15 protein-coding genes are annotated in these 16838 nt (G+C 69.6%); 8 read left to right on the top strand and 7 right to left on the bottom strand.

Annotated features, from left to right (window positions below):
• Window positions 1–20: 20 nt before the first annotated feature.
• From ACIOKD_RS25100 to ACIOKD_RS25090, 3 genes are all read left to right on the top strand, one after another.
• Window positions 21–464, top strand: coding sequence for a DoxX family protein (locus ACIOKD_RS25100; protein ID WP_402088027.1), 444 nt, complete (start codon window positions 21–23; stop codon window positions 462–464).
• Window positions 465–629: 165 nt separating this feature from the next.
• The gene (locus ACIOKD_RS25095) at window positions 630–1946 is read left to right on the top strand and encodes a sensor histidine kinase (RefSeq protein WP_402088154.1); all 1317 of its coding nucleotides are present in this window, start codon (window positions 630–632) and stop codon (window positions 1944–1946) included.
• A 40-nt stretch (window positions 1947–1986) separates the two neighbouring features.
• Window positions 1987–2685, top strand: coding sequence for a response regulator (locus ACIOKD_RS25090; protein ID WP_402088024.1), 699 nt, complete (start codon window positions 1987–1989; stop codon window positions 2683–2685).
• A 104-nt stretch (window positions 2686–2789) separates the two neighbouring features.
• Here the strand turns inward: ACIOKD_RS25090 and ACIOKD_RS25085 are convergent, their stop codons facing one another.
• Complete coding sequence (locus tag ACIOKD_RS25085) at window positions 2790–3365, bottom strand: TetR/AcrR family transcriptional regulator (protein ID WP_402088022.1); 576 nt, start codon at window positions 3363–3365, stop codon at window positions 2790–2792.
• Between the two features lie 250 nt (window positions 3366–3615).
• Here ACIOKD_RS25085 and ACIOKD_RS25080 point away from each other — a divergent pair, with 250 nt between their 5' ends.
• A complete protein-coding gene (locus ACIOKD_RS25080) occupies window positions 3616–4536 on the top strand; it encodes an oxidoreductase (protein ID WP_402088020.1) in 921 nt (306 codons plus the stop codon).
• Window positions 4537–4600: 64 nt separating this feature from the next.
• On the opposite strand, the gene ACIOKD_RS25075 is transcribed toward ACIOKD_RS25080, so the two are convergent.
• A complete protein-coding gene (locus tag ACIOKD_RS25075) occupies window positions 4601–5272 on the bottom strand; it encodes a LuxR C-terminal-related transcriptional regulator (RefSeq protein ID WP_402088017.1) in 672 nt (223 codons plus the stop codon).
• A gap of 367 nt (window positions 5273–5639) precedes the next feature.
• Here ACIOKD_RS25075 and ACIOKD_RS25070 point away from each other — a divergent pair, with 367 nt between their 5' ends.
• The gene (locus ACIOKD_RS25070; RefSeq protein ID WP_402088014.1) at window positions 5640–5942 is read left to right on the top strand and encodes an SCO4225 family membrane protein; all 303 of its coding nucleotides are present in this window, start codon (window positions 5640–5642) and stop codon (window positions 5940–5942) included.
• A 51-nt stretch (window positions 5943–5993) separates the two neighbouring features.
• Here ACIOKD_RS25070 and ACIOKD_RS25065 read toward each other — a convergent pair whose 3' ends face one another.
• From ACIOKD_RS25065 to ACIOKD_RS25055, 3 genes are all read right to left on the bottom strand, one after another.
• Window positions 5994–6554, bottom strand: a complete 561-nt coding sequence (locus tag ACIOKD_RS25065) for a TetR/AcrR family transcriptional regulator (protein ID WP_402088011.1) — start codon at window positions 6552–6554, stop codon at window positions 5994–5996.
• Between the two features lie 106 nt (window positions 6555–6660).
• Complete coding sequence (locus ACIOKD_RS25060; protein ID WP_402088009.1) at window positions 6661–8070, bottom strand: amidase; 1410 nt, start codon at window positions 8068–8070, stop codon at window positions 6661–6663.
• Window positions 8057–8266, bottom strand: coding sequence for a hypothetical protein (locus tag ACIOKD_RS25055; RefSeq protein ID WP_402088006.1), 210 nt, complete (start codon window positions 8264–8266; stop codon window positions 8057–8059). Before ACIOKD_RS25055 ends, ACIOKD_RS25060 begins: the two co-directional genes overlap by 14 nt.
• Window positions 8267–8481: 215 nt before the next feature.
• Between ACIOKD_RS25055 and ACIOKD_RS25050 the strand changes: the two genes are divergently transcribed.
• Together ACIOKD_RS25050 and ACIOKD_RS25045 are read left to right on the top strand one after the other, a co-directional pair.
• The gene (locus ACIOKD_RS25050; RefSeq protein WP_402088003.1) at window positions 8482–9720 is read left to right on the top strand and encodes an MFS transporter; all 1239 of its coding nucleotides are present in this window, start codon (window positions 8482–8484) and stop codon (window positions 9718–9720) included.
• Between the two features lie 11 nt (window positions 9721–9731).
• Window positions 9732–10664, top strand: a complete 933-nt coding sequence (locus tag ACIOKD_RS25045; RefSeq protein ID WP_402088000.1) for an MBL fold metallo-hydrolase — start codon at window positions 9732–9734, stop codon at window positions 10662–10664.
• On the opposite strand, the gene ACIOKD_RS25040 is transcribed toward ACIOKD_RS25045, so the two are convergent.
• Entirely contained in the window at window positions 10625–11803 is a 1179-nt protein-coding gene (locus ACIOKD_RS25040; RefSeq protein WP_402087998.1) for a Clp protease N-terminal domain-containing protein, read from the bottom strand. The genes ACIOKD_RS25045 and ACIOKD_RS25040 overlap by 40 nt on opposite strands.
• 83 nt (window positions 11804–11886) lie before the next feature.
• The gene (locus tag ACIOKD_RS25035) at window positions 11887–15237 is read right to left on the bottom strand and encodes a S8 family peptidase (RefSeq protein ID WP_402087995.1); all 3351 of its coding nucleotides are present in this window, start codon (window positions 15235–15237) and stop codon (window positions 11887–11889) included.
• Between the two features lie 724 nt (window positions 15238–15961).
• On the opposite strand from ACIOKD_RS25035, the gene ACIOKD_RS25030 reads away from it, so the two are divergent.
• Complete coding sequence (locus ACIOKD_RS25030; protein ID WP_402087993.1) at window positions 15962–16822, top strand: SGNH/GDSL hydrolase family protein; 861 nt, start codon at window positions 15962–15964, stop codon at window positions 16820–16822.
• Window positions 16823–16838 lie beyond the last annotated feature (16 nt).

Here is a 16838-nt window from a genome sequence, read left to right as displayed (position 1 = left end):
CCCTCACCCGAGGTGACTCCATGAACCAGCACATCAGCTCCCCCCGCCCGCCCACCGCGACCTCCCGGCCCGCGCACATCACGGCCTGGGTCATGCAGGCCCTGCTCGCGGCCGTCTTCCTGTTCAGCGGCGTCACGAAGTGGCTCGGCGGCGAGCAGACCCGCCAGACCTTCGAGGAGGTGGGAGCCGGCCAGTGGCTGCGGTACGTCACCGGCGCCGTCGAGATCGCCGGAGGCGTCGGCCTGCTCGTCCCCTTCCTCGCCGCACTCGCCGCACTCGCCCTCTCCGGCGTCATGGTCGGAGCGGCAGTGAGCGAGACGGTCCTCGTCGACGACGGAAACCCGGTCATTCCTCTCGCGGTCCTCGCCCTGTGTGGCGCCCTGGTTTGGCTGCGCCGCGGCAGCCTGAGCGAGTACACCGCCCGGCTCGGTCGGCCGAGCGCCGCGCGAACTCCCGCCGGCTGAATCGTCCGCGAGCGGTGACACCCTCCCGCCCGCCGAAGGGCAACGGTCGGCTCCGCCGCAGCGCAGCATGTCGCGCTGCGGCGGAGCCACGGCCGTGCCCGCTCGCCGTATCCCGACCCGTCCCGAGCCGCCGACCCGGCCGACATGAGGTGCCCCGTGACCCGCATGCGAACCTTTCTCAAGGGACCCCGCCGCCCGACGCGCGACACCCCGGCCGCCGGGACCGCGTGCCGGCCGTCGGCTCCTGAACGGCAGCCAGGAGTCCTCGACTTCGCGGGAGCCACCCTCGACAGGCTGCGCCTGCTCGCCCGGCGGCAGCCCGGCGCACTCGACGCCTTCGCCGCCGCGGCGCTCTATCTCCCCCTCGCCCTCTCCCCCGACGACTACCAACCGGCACCGACCAAAAGCCTGCCCGCGCTCCTCATGCTCGCGGTCGCCTGTGCCGCGCTCGCCGTCCGCCGCCGGTGGCCCCTGCACACCCTTGCCGTCACCTCGGCCATCGCCATGATCGCTGTCGCATGCGGCTCCGGTCTGGAGACCTTTGTCGCCCCCGTGGTGTTCGCCGTCTACACCGTCGCCGTCCGCACCGACCGGCGTACCGCCTGGGCCTGCGCCATCCCGGTCGCCGTCGTACTGGCCACGGTGGCCATCCTGTTCAGCCCCGAGCAGTCGGACCCCAGGGATCCGCTGGGACGGTTCGGCTGGATCGGCATGGCGGCCGCGGTGGGCGACGCCGTCCGCAGCCACCGGGCCTATATCGCCGCGATCAAGGAACGCGCCGAACGCGCCGAACGCACCCGCGAGGAGGAGGCACGCCGCCGGGTGGCGGAGGAGCGTCTGCACATCGCCCGCGAACTGCACGACGTCGTCGCCCACCACATCGCTGTCATCAACCTGCAGGCAGGGGTCGCCGAGCACTTGCTGTCAACCCGCCCCGCCACCGCGACCGAGGCACTCGGCGAGGTCCGCAAGGCCAGTCGTACCGCTCTGAAGGAGCTGGGCGGACTGCTGGGCGTCCTGCGCTCGCAGGACGACGGCCGACCACCGACCGAGCCCGCACCCGGTATCGCCCAACTGCCGCGGCTGATCGGCACCTACCGTTCCGCCGGGCTCCAGGTGCGCTGGACGCCGGCTGACGACATGCCCCCGCTCCCCGCCGCCACCGACCTCGTCGCCTACCGCCTGATCCAGGAGGCGCTCACCAACTCCCACCGCCACGGCACCGGGACGGCCGAGGTCACCGTGGCTCGGACCCGCACGGCACTGACCCTGGACATCGCCAACCCCACCCCGCTCCGGCCCGCCCTCCCGGAACGCGGTGGCACCGGCCTCGGCCTGATCGGCATGCGCGAACGCGCTCACGCGGTGGGCGGCACCCTTCGCACCGGCCTCGACGACGACCAGCGCTTCCACGTCCACGCCACTCTCCCGCTCACCGGTCTCACCGGTCTCACTGGTCTCACCGACGGCAAAGACGCATGACCACCCCGTCCCGTCCCTTTCGACCTCCCGGGAAGCAACGATGACCACTCGCATCCTGATCGCCGACGACCAGGCACTCATCCGCGCGGGCCTGCGCTCGCTCATCGAATCCGACCCCGAGTTCGAAGTCGTCGGCGAGGCGTCCACCGGCCGGGAGGCTCTGCGCCTGGTCCGCTCCACCCGCGCCGACGTCGTCCTGATGGATATCCGGATGCCCGACATGGACGGGCTGGAGGCCACGCGTGCCATCAGCGCGGACGAGGACCTCGCCGGAGTCAAGGTTCTCATCCTGACCACCTTCGAAGTCGACCACTACGTCCTGGAGGCGCTGCGGGCCGGCGCCGGCGGGTTCCTCGGCAAGGGGGCCGGCCCCAGGGAACTGATCGAAGGCATCCGGACCATCGCACGCGGCGACGCCCTCCTGTCCGCCACCGCCACACGGGGTCTCATCGCCCGGCTCCTGTCACAACCCGAGACCGAGCAACTCGCGACGCCCCAACAGCTGGCCACACTCACTCCGCGCGAGGCCGAAGTGCTGGCCCTGGTCGCCGCCGGGCTCAGCAACGACGACATCGCCGCGCGCCTGTTCGTCGCCACCGTCACGGTCAAGACGCATGTGAACCGGACCATGGCGAAGCTCCAGGTGAGAGACCGGGCACAACTTGTCGTGATCGCGTACCAGAGCGGCCTGGTGGGAGCGCCCGCTCCTCCGGCGGAACACCATCCCACCGCGACGTGACGACGATTCCTCACAGCCGCGCTTCACACAACCTGGAAGTACGCGTCCAAGGTGTTCCTGAGGCTCCCTGTTCCGGTACGACTGCACCAGGGAGACAGCGTCGATCAGAGGTGAGGCACACGCCCCCGACTGGTGAGTCCCGGCAGAGTCAAGGTGAGCCAGCGGGCCCGTGCCTCGGACGACCGGTCGGAGGGAGCGGTGGAAAGGAGCAGGTAGAAGTCCTCGACTGTGACATCAGGGTGAAGGTCCCCAGAGCTCTGCGCCGCGGTGATCAGTGTGGCCAGCGCGGCACGTGCCCTCGTCTCCTCCGCTGTGTCGGTCGAGGCGGCACCCAGGGCCTGAGCGGCTGTCTTGACCACTCGGTCCCTGGCGGACTTCTCCACCGTCCGGCCGAGAAATGCCTCGACCTCCCGCATCGCGTTCGCTCCGGACTCCACCCGCTCCTGAGCGGCCTCCGCGTCGTCCGCCACCTCTCCGATGCTCTCGGCGATCACGGCGGCCACCAGGTCGGTCTTGGTGGGGAAATGGCGGTAGAGCGTTCCCACGGCCACAGCTGCCGCCGCGGCGATTTCGTCCATGCCGACGCCGGGCCCGTGCAGGGTGATCTGGTCCCTGGCTGCGACAAGGATCTTCTTGCGGTTGCGAACGGCATCGGCGCGGGGCGCTCGGGCCTGTGTCATGAACCCTCCAAAGGGCGCTTGCGAAAAGATGAATCATGGTTCACTATAAAAATGAACCGCAGTTCACCTTATCTTGCGGGCCCGTCACACGTGCAGCGCGTGGACACCTTCAGCGGCTCGGTCGGTACGCCCGCCGCCTGAAGGACTGCTTCATGCCACGGCCGACCGGTGGCCGACACACCCCACCGGTGGCCGACACGCACCCAGACACCGCCCCGTCCCATCGTCACGACCACGGAAGAGATGCCTCATGCACCAGCGCACAGCGTGGACACCGGGAAACATACCGAGCCAGACAGGCCGCAACGTCGTGGTCACGGGCGGGAGCTCAGGTCTCGGCCTCGCCATCGCGACCGCCCTGGCCCAGCACGGGGCGCACGTCGTCCTCGCCGTGCGCGACGCCGAACGCGGAGCCGGGGCCGCCGACCGGATCACCGCCGACACGCCCGCCGCCTCCGTGGAGGTGCAGCTCCTTGACCTCTCCTCCCTCGCATCCGTCCGCGAGGCAGCGCGGGACATCACCGCCAGGCATTCCACCATCGACCTGCTGATCAACAACGCCGGTGTCATGTGGACACCGCTGACGCGCACCAGCGACGGCTTCGAGCTGCAGATGGGCACCAACCACCTGGCTCATTTCGCCCTGACCGGCCTTCTCCTGCCCCACATGCTGACCACCGCCGACTCACGGGTCGTCACGATCAGCAGCAACAGTCACCGGGGCGGTCACATCTCGTTCGAGGACCTCAACTCGCACCACTCGTACGACCGACAGGCCGCCTACTCCCAGTCCAAACTGGCCAACCTCCTCTTCACCTACGAACTCCACCGCAGGCTCACTGACGCGGGTGCTCCGACCTCGGCCCTGGCCGCACATCCCGGCGGAGCATCCACCGGTCTGACCCGCAACGCGCCCGCCCACATGCGGCTCCTCAACACCGTCCTCGGGCCGCTGCTGACGCACAGCGCGGAACGCGGCGCACTGCCGGCGCTGCGGGCCGCCACGGATTCGGACGCTCTCGGCGGTGAGTACTACGGTCCGAAAGGCCCCGGTGAGATGCGCGGAGACCCCCGTCGCACCGACTCCCACCCGCGCTCGCACGACGTCGAGGCCCAGCGACGGCTGTGGGCGCTCTCGGAGGAGCTCACCGGCGTCCGCTATTCCGTCTGAAGTCCGCTGTCCCCGTAAGGAGCGGCACCCGGCCGCCGCCGCGCGGTCGGCGCCGGGCAGACGTTCAGAGGTGACCGGCACGGAAGCCGTAGGCCACGGCATGAGGGCGATTGTTCAGGCCCAGGCGATCGGTGAGCCCTTGGACCACGTTGCGGACGGTGCGCTGCGAGCAGGACAGCTGTGCGGCGATCTGCTCGGTGCTGAGACCGTCCGCGATGAGTCGCAGCACGCCCAGCTCCCGCTCGGACGGTCGGTCGGGGCCGGCGGCCCCGGCGGCGGGCGTCTCCGCCCTCGGCACGCCCGAGCCGGGTGCCTGCCGGGCCAGCTGGCCGATCACCTGGCTCAGCAGGCTCCGAGGCAGGTCCACGTCGTCGCGGGAGGCCGCTTCAACGGCCCGCCACAGCCGCTGCGCGGTGGCCTCGTGCCGATGGAGGATGACCTTCACTCCGTTCGCGACCACGATCGGCAGCTCGTCGTCCCGGAGTGCGGTCACCACGAGTGCCACCCGTAGACCGTCCCTGCTCAGCTCCTGCAACGTGAGCAGAGTCGGCACATCGAGCGTGTCGGCCACCACGAGTCCGACCACGGTGTGGCGAGTGTGCTGCGAGCCCGTACCGGCCAGGGTCTCTTGCGCGCTCGTGGTGACAAGGACCGCCGCCTTGTCCCCGAGCAGGGTGATCGCACCGGCCCGGCTGATGGGATCGGGCGCGTGGACGACGATCCTGATCCGGTCCACGCCAAAGACCTCGGCCGAAGCTCCGTTCGGTTGTTCCACTGTGCTCCTGGGCCCGTTCGGCCCGGCCTCCCTCCTGCGGGTACCGGGCGCCATCGCGAAGTGTCCTGAGCATGCCGGGGCCGCTTGCCCTGCCGACAGCTCAAGAGGTGTCCAAACGCCGCTCACGTTCCGCGCGCCGCGACAGCGCCCGGTACGGCCGACACGCCTGCGATGCCCCACCCCGGCCGGCGGGTTTGCCGCAAGCGGCAGCCTCCCAGCCTCCGATGCCGGTCAGGGATGAGCACAACTACTCATGCCCTGGCACAACGATCACGGACAAGCTGAACCCGCAAGCAACCAAGTGGTCAACGGGTGAGAAGAGAGAGCCATGTCGAACAACAAGCTGATCGGCACCATCGCGGGAAACCGGTACTCGATCGGTTACCTCGCCGTCTGCGCCGTCCTGCTGCTCTGGGCCGTGGGGGACGCGACGCTGGTGGACCACGAGGACGGGTCCTTCGCCGCGGTGATCCCGCTGCTCGCCACAGCCCCGGTCAGTATGGCTGCCCTCGCCCTGCCCGACGGCTGGACGGCCGGCCTCTTCGTCGCGAGCGCCGTCGGTGCCGTCGTCAACGCGTGGCTCATCAGCAAGATGGTGGGCGCCAAGCGCCGCAGCACCGTCAGCGCGTGAACCCCATTGCCGTGCGGGTGATTTGGACCGGCCCTCGGTTTTCCGAGAGCCTCAGGGCCGGTCCAGGGCGTGGTCGACGAGCTCACGAGCGTACGCGGCGTCCAGCAGGCTGGGACGGAACAGGATCCGGTACATGATGGGAGCCACGACACGGTCCATGACCCGCTCCGTGCCCGGGACAGCCTCACCACGTTCCGACGCCCGGGTCAGCACTATGTCGATCTGGTCGGCGGCGTACTCCGAGCACTGGCCGGCGTTACTGCCGTCCGGGTCGCCGAGGAGCGCGTCGCGGATGTAGGCGCGCCCCGGCGGGGAAGCCATCTCCTCCAGGAATTGCTCCGCCCATACGCCGAGATCCTCACGCAGGTTGCCGAGGTCGGCCGGAAGTTCCTCGGGACGCAGGCGCTCCACGGCGACATCGGAGAGCAACTCCTGGAGATCGCCCCACCGGCGGTAGATGGTCGACGGCGTCACCCCGGCTCGTGCCGCTACCAGCGGGACCGTCAAGGCCTCGCGCCCCAGTTCGGCCACGAGTTCACGGACTGCCGCGTGTACGGACTCCTGCACGCGTGCGCTGCGCCCGCCGGGGCGAACCATGGGCTTGGGGCTCATGAGATCCACCTTAATGCAATTCCATTGCCTCTAGTCGAGCCCTTTCCCGAGCCCGGCAGCCGGCCCGGCCGACCTGCTCGTCGGCCGGGCAGTGCGCGTCGCACGCTCAGGCCGCGATCGGGGCGAGTCTTCCCGCGTCGGCGCCCGCCAGTTCGTAGGCGCGGCCCACACGCAGCACGGTCGCTTCATGCAGCGGGCGGCCCATCAGCTGCATGCCGATCGGCATGCCCGCGTGATCATGGCCGACGGGCAGGGTGAGCGCCGGAATCCCGGTGATGTTGGCCGGCGCGGAGAGACGTACATAGCTGTCGGAGACGGCTTCCACCGTTCCGTCGGCCCATTCGACGGTCTCCTGCCCCGACTTGGCGGCGGTCATCGGCACCGCGGGAGCGGCGATGACATCGATGTGGCGGAACATCCGGGTCCAGGCGTCCCGCATCATGGTCCGCGCGCGCTGGGCACGGAGATAGTCACCGGCCAGGACGAGTTCACCGGCTTCCAGCAGGATGCGTACGTCCGCCGCGTACAGCTCGGGGACCGAGCGCAGCGTCTGTTCGTGGTAAGCCGTGGCCTCCGGGACCATCAGCCCCCACTGAATCGCCTGCACGTAGCGCGTCAGCGGGATCTCGACCTCGACGACCTCGGCCCCCAGCTGCTGGAGCTGCCCGATGGCCCGGCGAACCGCCGCGTCGACCTCGGGAGAGATCCGCTCGAAGTAGTAGTTGCGCGGGACTCCGACGCGCAGTCCGGTCAAATCCGCGTCGTAGCGGGACAGCTCGCCTATCAGCCGACCCTTCGCCGCGAAGGGACCGCTCTCGGGGTCGCGCGGGCCTTGTCCCACCAGTGCGTCCAGCACGAGTGCCGCGTCCTCGACGGTGCGGGTGACAGGCCCGACATGATCCAGGGACCAGGACAGCGAGGTCACGCCGCGCCGGGAGACCAGGCCGTACGTGGGCTTGAGTCCGACCACGCCGTTCAGTGCGGCGGGGACGCGGATGGAGCCACCGGTGTCCGTGCCCAGTGCGAAGGTGGCCTCTCCCGCGGCCACGGCCACGGCGGAGCCGCCGCTCGAACCCCCGGCGATACGGCTGTGGTCCCACGCGTTGTTGGTCTGGGGTGTCGTCAGCCCGTAGGCGAATTCATGGGTGTGGGTCTTGCCGAGCAGGACCGCGCCGGCCTCGGACAGCCGTGAGGCCACGGCGCTGTCGCCGTCGGCCACGTGGTCCGCCCGGACGCGGGAGCTGGCCGTGGTCGGCATGCCCTCGGCGTCGATCAGGTCCTTCAGCGCCATGGGGATGCCGTGCAGCGGACCGCGTGACCGTCCGGCGGCGATCTCCCGCTCGGCCAGGGACGCCGTGTGACGGGCGTCGTCCGCGACCACGGTGACGTAGGCCTGGAGCCGTTCCTCCACCGCGCCGATACGGTTCAGGACGGAGTCGGTCAGCTCGACGGGCGACAGCTCCTTCGCCCGCACGGCACGGGCCGCTTCGGTCAGTGACAACTCAAACGGCTGCATCGACGTGCTCCTGTCCGGTGATGTAGACGGCCGCCGGCGCGATGTCCCCGAAGTCGAGTTCCCGCAGGGTGGCGATGACGGACTGGATGTATTCGGCGGTACCCGCCACCGCCTCACGGCGTTCGTCGCTCAGCGGAAGCCCTGCCCGAAGCGCCCACCGGGCTGCTTCCTGGGGAGTGATTCGGTCGGTGTTCATGAGTGCCCTTTCGGCTCTGTACGTCGTGCCGTGCCGGGGCCGTGATCCGACCTCGCGACAGCCAAACGCGAACTGTTTGCTTTAGTGGACGTTAGAGCCTACGGTGGCTAAACGCAAACCCATCGCTTTTAGCTCAGGGAAGGAAGCTCATGCAGAGCGCCTCCGCTGGCCCGGCCACGCGACGCACTCCTCTTTCAAGGCGCTTGCCCTTCACGTTGAACGCCTCCGTCCTGATCGCACTCCTCGCCGCCTCCAGCGCGCCGACCCCGCTCTACGCCCTCTACCAGGACCAGTGGCGGCTCTCCGCCCTGACCGTGACCGTCGTCTTCAGCGCGTACGCACTGGCACTGCTGGCCGCCCTCCTGACCACCGGTGCGCTCTCCGATCACATCGGACGACGCCCGGTCCTCATGGGCGCCCTGACCCTTCAGGTCGTGTCTATGGGCGTCTTCGTGGCGGCCGACGGCGTGGGAACACTGATCACCGCTCGTGTCCTGCAGGGCCTCGCGACCGGCGCGGCCACCAGCGCCGCGGGCGCCGCCCTGCTCGACCTGGAGAACCCGGCCCGCCCCGGCCGCTCGGCGTTGGCCAACAGCGTCTCACCGGTCGCCGGAATGGCTGCCGGAGTCATGGGCGCCACCCTGCTCGTGCACTTCGCGCCCGGCCCGACGGTCACCGTGTACGTGCTGCTGATGGCCCTCTTCGCCGTGCAGATCGTCGCTCTCGCCTTCACCGACGAGACCGCCCACCCCCATGCCGGCGCACTGCGGTCGATGCGCCCACACCTGGCGCTGCCGGGGGCGGCGCGGCGGGCGCTCGTACTCACCGGCGCCGGCGTCGTGGCCGTCTGGGCCCTGGGCGGCTTCTATTCCTCACTGGGCCCGGCCTTCACCCGGCTCATCTCCCCCGCCGCCCCTCAGGCAGCCGGCGGCCTGGTCTTCTTCACGCTGACCTTCTGTGCGGCCCTGACCGTGTGGGCGACTCGCTCACTGCGCGCCGTCACGGCTGCCGCCCTCGGCTCCCTGGCAGTGATCCCGGCCGTACTGCTGTCGGTGGGTGCCATGCACTTCACCAGCCTGGCTCTGCTCTTCGCCGGCGCCGCGCTGGCCGGGTTCGGCTTCGGGGCCGTGTCCCAGGGCGCCCTGCGCATGGTCCTCGCCCCGGTCCGCGAGAACGAAAGAAGCGGCACCCTCGCGTCCTACTACGTCCTCAGTTACCTGGCGATGAGCCTGCCGGCCATCGGCGCGGGGGTCCTAACCGTGCACTACGGACTGCGGACAGCGGCACACCTGTACGCGGCTGCCGTGATCCTGCTGGCCCTCGCGGCCGTGGGAGCACTCACCAGGGCCCTGCGCGACCGCTCCCGGGAAGCACCGGAACCGCTGCAACCAATCCGATCGAGCGGCTGCACAGCCTCGGCGATCGCACCTCGCCCCCTCACCCACCACAAGTAAAGGAACACCCGATGCCCACCGCACCCCTCCCCCACACGACCGGCACCACCGGTACCGGCATCCCGACGTGGACAGTCGGAGACCTCACGATCCACCGCGTCGACGAGGTGCACCTTCCCCCGCAGACCGGTCCCTGGCTGCTGCCCGGAGCCACCCCGGAGATCGTCGGACAGGTTCCCTGGCTGCAGCCGGACTTCGCGGACGAACAGAGCGTCCTGCGCCTGGCGAGCCACAGTTTCGCCGTCGAGGTGAACGGTCTGCGTGTGCTCGTCGACACCGGTATCGGCAATGGCAAGCAGCGGGCCAATCCGGCCTGGGACAACCTGGACAGCGACTATCTGAAGCGGCTCACGGAGGCCGGCTTCGACCCGGAGACAGTGGACCTCGTCGTCCTCACCCACCTCCACACCGATCACGTCGGCTGGAACACCCGGGCGCAGGGCGCCGGTTGGGTACCGACCTTCCCGAACGCGCGCTACCTCACCACCCGCACGGAGTGGGACTACTGGGCGGGGGTCGACATGGAGGAGGCCCGGCGTCAGATGTTCCGGGACTCCGTACACCCCATCAGGGACGCGGGCCTGTTCGACCTCGTCGATGTCCCGGACGGGGGTACGGAGATCGCGCCGGGCGTCCGCCTCCTGCCCACCCCGGGTCATACGCCGGGCCAAGTGGCGGTGGAGCTGCGCAGCCACGGTGAGACCGCGCTCGTCACCGGCGACTGCATCCACCACCCCGTCCAGCTGGTCCACCCCGACCTGGGCAGCTGCGTGGACATCGACCCAACGGCCGCCGCCAGGACCAGGCAGCGCATCCTCGGTTCACTCTCCGGCACCGAGACGCTGCTTCTCGGCAGCCACTTCCCGCCGCCGACCGCAGGCCGTGTCGTCCCCCAGGGCGACACCTACAAGCTGGTTCCCTCCGCACCGGACAGCCGTGTGTGAAGCACGGCCAGATCCGTGCCCTGCTCGCGCAGCAGTCGCGTGATCGGCCCTTCCGGGTCGTCGAGCAACGCGCTCAGCAGGTGCACCGTGCCGACCTCGCCGCTGCCGGTCTTCGCGGCCGCCAGGCGTGCCCGGGCGACCGTGCGCCCGGCAGCGGCGGTGAAGGGGACGTCATACGGAACCGGCGCCGCGACGGTCTCCGCGGTCCTGGCGGCCACGGCCAGGACCGCCGGCCGTACACCGCACGCATACAGCAACTGCGCGCCGGAGTTGGTGGCCGCCTGCTGCTCGGGAAAGGAGAGCCCCGCCACTGTCAGTGCTCTGTCCAAGGCCGGCACGGCGAGCAGCAGGTCCACCGGTTCCACCGCGTCCCTGCCGCGCCGTACGGCCTGGCGTTTGGCCTCGCCGCAGATCGCGAGCAGCACCGGTGTTCCATCGCCGGAGCTCTTCGAGACCCAGGCCGACACCTTCCGCATCCACCAGTTGGCGGGTTCGCCGAGCTGTCCCGCCTGCTTCAGCAGTGTCACCATCGCGGATTCCGGCCCGGTGCGGCTCGTCTCCGCGTCGGCGGGCGTGCGCAGCGCCGCGGCGGCCCGCCCCAGGTCCACCCCGCGTATCAGCAGAGCTTCCACGGCCCGGCTGTCGGTCATACCCAGCAGAGATCGGGCCACATGTCGGCACCGCACGCTGCTGGTGCCCTCCTGGCGAGCGAGACGAAGGGCCCCCACCAAACACCCACTCAGCGCTCCGGACAGTACGGGCAGGCGATGATCGCCCTGCGGCAGTGCGCGTGGGTACCGCCGGGCTGTCTGCCACTGCGCTTCTCTCCAGGTGGCGAGGATCTCGTCCTCGTCCTCGACGTCCGCGGAGGCATGGTCACCGTCGTCGAGCCGTGCCCAACCTCCGTCCGTACGCGAGACGATGAGGCCGCTCAGCCCGCCTGCGTCGGACGTGCCGGGGGCGAGCGCGGCGCCGGCGTCGGTGTCACCACGTACCAGCGCGAACAGCAGGTGTTCCGTGCCCACGGTGTGGTCCTCAAAGATGAGGGCACGCCGGACGGTCTGCGTCAGCAGTTCCGTGACATCGGGCGCGAACTCCGTGATGGTCTCGTCGGCTGCGGGTTTCGGCGGCTTGCACATCGGAGTGGTCCGTTCGGTTGTGCGAATCGAAACGCGGACTCTCCGGACCCGGGTTCCGGGGCCGGAGAGTCCGTCAGGTGGTCCTACGCCCCGCGGTAGGCGTTGATGATGGTCTGGGTGACGGTGTTGCCCTGCTTGTCGCGCGCGGTGGCCCGCAACGAGATTCCCTTTCCCGCAGTGGGGTTGCGGACCGTGAAGGCGCCACTCTTGACGGTGGTCTTCCTCCAGGTCTTGCCGCCGTTGTAGGAGACGGAGACGGCGAGCGACTTGAGGTTCTTCCCGGCCCCTGTGCCGGTGACCGCGACGGGGATCCGCATTCTCGCTTTCGCCTTGGCGGTGCTGCGGCTGCTCAACGCCGGGGTGAACCGCACGACGGACGCGGGGAGCCTTGTGTAGTCGGGGACCTTCGTGGAGGAGAAGGTCCAGGCGGCGGTGACCTTGGTGGAGACGCCCGAGACCTTGCTGCGGGTCAGAGCGGTGGTGAGCCGGTAGTCGGCCTTGCCGCTCGGGACGGTGAGCAGGCCGCCCTGTACGGCCTGCTGGTTGGAAGCGATCTTGACTCCGTTGCGATAGAGCGTGGTGATCGCCGTGTCGTACGGGGCGGAGGTGCCTTCGTTGCCGACTCCGTCGGCGACCAGCGGGAGGTAGGCCTGGATGTTGTTGTCGTAGCGGAAGATGCCGTAGTCACCGCCGGTCTTGGGGCCGAAGACACCGACATTGAGCTTGCGCTTGTACGACTTACCCGCCTTGAAGTTCTGGGTGGCGAGCCAGTAGCGGGCCTCACCGGCCTCCTCCTCGTCCGGGTCAGGAGGTGTGCTGCCGTCGTACTGGTAGAGGTTGACGTCCCACCTCACTCCGGCGGTGTTGACGTACACGGTGCGAACGGTCGGCAGTTTCACCGTGACGGCCTTGGGGAACGCAGCGCTGTCTCCGGGCGTGACCGGGGTGAACACCAACTCGCCGTACTTGCCCGAAGCCGGGGCACCGACCGTCGTGGTGACTTTGGCGAGATCCTTGGTTCTGGCACGCCTGGCGAAACCATTGGCGAAGGCGGTCGGGTTGGAGCCATAGGCAAGGTTGTACTCGGTCCCGGCACCGTGCACCCAACTGCCCTGGAATTGCTGGTGAAGCTCACCGGCCTTCGTCTTGGGGCCCGAGTGGGCGACCCGGAAGCCCTTGAAGTTCTTCAGCTCCCAGCGGCTGTCAGTCGCGGTCTCCCCGTCGATGTTGACCGCGTAGCTCGCGGTGGCGGAGTGCTGGGCGGCCCTGAAGTCCGGGACACCGAGCGAGACCGGCTTCGCGGTCCGGGCGTCGAGAGTGAGGACCGTGTCTTTGGTGATGGTGAGGTCCGGCCGGACGATCCAGTCGACGCCTGTCGGAGCCTCGGCGCTGCCGGTGTAGATGCTGCTGTTGAGCCCGTAGCGGCCCTTGGGGACACGGACGGTCGCGGTCCCGCTCTCGCCGTACGGCTCCAGGCGGACGCCGAGGTCGCCGGCCGGACCCGTCAGGCCGGTCATGCTGGTCTCGTGTGCGGGGGTGGGCCTGCCGTCACGGCCGAGGTGCTTGATGGTCAACGTGTACTTCTCGATCTCGCGTTCCACCGCGGCCGGGGTCCGTACGGTCTGGCCGCCACCGGTCGCCACGACGTACCCACTGTAGGAGCCGTCGAGGGTGCCACCCTTGGTGTGCACCGTAAGGGTGGCTGCCGCCGTGCCGCCCGCGGGGACCGTCAGTGTCTTTTTGTCGAGGGTGAAGAACCCCGTCGGGGCCGCGTCTCCCTCCGGCCCTGTGAAGGTGGGCTGCAGGGCGACAGTGATGTCACGAGTGCCGAGGTTCCTGTAGGTGACGGTCCGGGCTTCCGGCCGGTCGTCGGAGTGCGGCCAGCTCTGGGTGGCGTACGTGAGCGAGGTGGGTTCGGCGACCACGGCCTGCTTGATGGCGGCGGCCACGTCGACGCGGCCCGATCCCTGCTCGAAGACGGTGAGGTCACCCGGATCGGTCGACGCGGCCAGGGCGGCCTTGAGCTGTGCGCCGGTCCATTCCGGGTGCTCCTGGGCCAGGATCGCGGCGGCGCCGGCGACGTGAGGGGTGGCCATCGACGTACCGGAGATGGTGACGTATCCGGCGGCCGGTGAGGGGCTGTCGGCGGCGATGGAGCTGCCGGGGGCGGCGGCCGCCGTGATGTCGACTCCGGGGGCGGTCAGGTCGGGCTTGATACCGCCGTCCCCGATGCGCGGCCCACGGCTGGAGAAGTCGGCGAGCTGCTCCTTCGCGTCGACGGCACCCACGGTGAGTGCGGCGTCCGCGGTGCCCGGCGAGTTGAGCGTGCTGTCGCCGGCCTCGCCGTCGTTGCCCGCCGCTACCACGAAGAGAGCGCCGCTCTGGGCGGACAGCCGGTTGACGGTCTCCTCCACCGGGTCGACGCCCTCGCCGTCGGGCCCGCCGACGCTCATGTTGACGATCTTGGCACCCTGGGCAACGGCCCATTCCATGCCGGCGATGGTGCCGGAATCACTGCCGTAGCCGTCATCGCCGAGGATCTTGCCGTCGAGAAGCCGTGCTCCGGAGGCCACGCCCTTGTACTTCCCGGCGGACTTGGCGCCGGTTCCCGCGATCGTGGAGGCGACATGGGTGCCGTGACCGACCTTGTCGGCCATGGTCGCCGAATCGGTGAAGTTCTTCTCGGCGACCTCCTGGCCGGTCAGATCCGGATGGGTCTGGTCGACACCGGTGTCCAGGACGGCGATCTTGACGCCGCGGCCGTCGTACCCGGCCGCCCAGGCTTTCGGAGCACCGATCTGCGCCACGCTCTTGTCCAACGCCACCTTGTGGACGGCGTCCAGCCACACCTTGCCGACACCCGCGGCGGCGGTGGCCCGGCCGGCCGCCGGAGTGCCGATGAGGGCGTCCCACATCTTCGCGGCGTTTCTCGCGGGTGTGACGAGGGCATCGGCGTTCAGCCGCTCGAAGGACCGCCGCACCTGCGTGCCACCGATGTCACGGACCGCTGCCCTGGCGGCGGGCCGACTCCCTCGATACGCGACGATGAGACCCAGGCCCTTGCGCGCCCGGTCCCTGTACTCGGGTCCGCTCAGCATCGTCACGTCGAAGAGGCGGCGGTCGACGATGCCCTTGCTGACCAGCTGTGCCGCGTCGAGGGGAAAGACGAAGGCATGGCCGTTCGCCCGCTCGACCTTGACCGGTATGTCCTCGCGCCCCTCGGCGGCGTCCACACGGACGACCGCCCCCTTGCCATCGACGGTGACGGTGTCCCCGGTGACCAGCGTGACGGCCGTCCCCTGACCTCCGAGTTCGCCGGAAGGCCGGGCTCCCGAGCCGACTCCCCCGAACTCCGGATGTCCGGACGCCGATTCGGCCTGGACGAGTACGGCCCCGGCAGCCACCGCGACGGCAGCGGCCGTTGTGAGCGACACGGAGCGCAGGGTGTGCCAACGTTCGTACAACTCTCCCCCTCGAAAGACTTTCTGTATTCCTGGCCGTGCTGAGTCGCAGAGGTCCTGGTGTTCTGACGAGTACTCCTCGCGGCAGCTACGGCCTTGGGAGGTCCCACCGTTGCGCCGGGACCTCCCAAGGGGCACGGCTGTCGGAACCGGACGGGGTCACGGCCGCCGTTCGGCCGTGCCTTGACGAACTGTGGCCGCCTCCAGTCACAGCGGCCGGTCGTCGAAACGAGCCGATCGGCCGGGGGCATGATGCGCCCGCCGACCGACAGCCGATCTTCAGTCTTCGCGGCGTCGCGACCTCGCACCAGGCCAATCCCTGTTCAGAGACTGGTCATCCCGGCCCCGGTCATGTCGCATGACTCCAAGCATCAATTGCATTCAGAACGAACCCAGTTGCTTTCTCCGCCATCCAGCCGGAATACCGCGTGCCAAGGCCGGCGAGGGTTGGTGAGATGCCTCAGCGGCGGCTGTCATGGGCGCTGTGGACGCTTCGGCGCCGAGCCGCCCCCGACCCGACGCCATCCCAACTGATCACTCATTGACCAGTGTCTGACCTGTCGGCAGTGCCCGTCCTCCACACACAATGCGTGCTGCGCAGGCGCTCGGGCTGCTTCGGCGTCCCCTGTAAGGGCTCTCTCCAGCCTGCCGTCACTTCTTCGACCATGCTGTTACGGAAGGCACAATGCCTCGATTCATGCAATCTGTCGGTGTGGCCACCGCGCTTCTCACCGGCGCCCTGGTGCCGCTGGGTGCGTCGGCCTCCGCGGCGACACCCACCCTGGGTACTACTGCCGAGTATGTGGCGCTGGGGGACTCCTACGCCTCCGGCGCGGGCCTCAGCGAGCAGACGAACGCGGCCTGCGACCGCTCGCGGCGGGGCTACCCGGGCGTGGTGGCCGACTCCCTGAAGGCTGCCGCCTTCCGGAACGTCAGCTGCAGCGGTGCCACCACCGCCCAGATGACGCAGGCACAGGGCAGCAACCCTGCCCAGTTGAATGCCCTCAGCAGCAAGACCACCCTGGTCACGCTGTCGATCGGCGGCAACGACATCGGCTTCTCGGGCATCCTCACCACCTGTGTGGTCACGGCGAGCTCGAATCCGACCGGGGCGCCCTGCCGCACGTACTACCAGGCGAGCGGAACCGATCAGCTGGAGACGCGCATCGCGGCCACCAAGCCGAAGGTCGCCGCCGTACTGGCAGCCATCAAGCAGCGCAGCCCCAAGGCCAAGGTCGTGGTGGTCGGCTACCCCTCCATCGTGCCCGACGACGGAGCGAAGTGCCGTCCCTCGGTGCCCATCGCCGACCAGGACGTCCCCTACCTGCGGGACACCACCAAGAAGGTCAACACCATGCTCGCGGACACCGCCAAGGCGGCCAGCGCCACCTACGCGGACACCTACACGCCCACGGTCGGACACGACATGTGCCGCTCGTCGGCCGCACGCCTCATCGAACCGCTGACCACCAGCACGGGCGCGCCGGCTCACCCCAACGCGACGGGACAGTTCGTCATGTCCCTGCCCGTAATCGAGCCGTTCGTCAACAGGAACTGAGCACAGCTCCACGGTA

It is taken from the genome of Streptomyces sp. NPDC087844 (assembly GCF_044742785.1).
GTDB lineage: Bacteria > Actinomycetota > Actinomycetes > Streptomycetales > Streptomycetaceae > Streptomyces.
The sequence above is the reverse complement of the archived record's forward strand: the minus strand, read 5'-3'. Positions and strand labels throughout refer to the sequence as shown.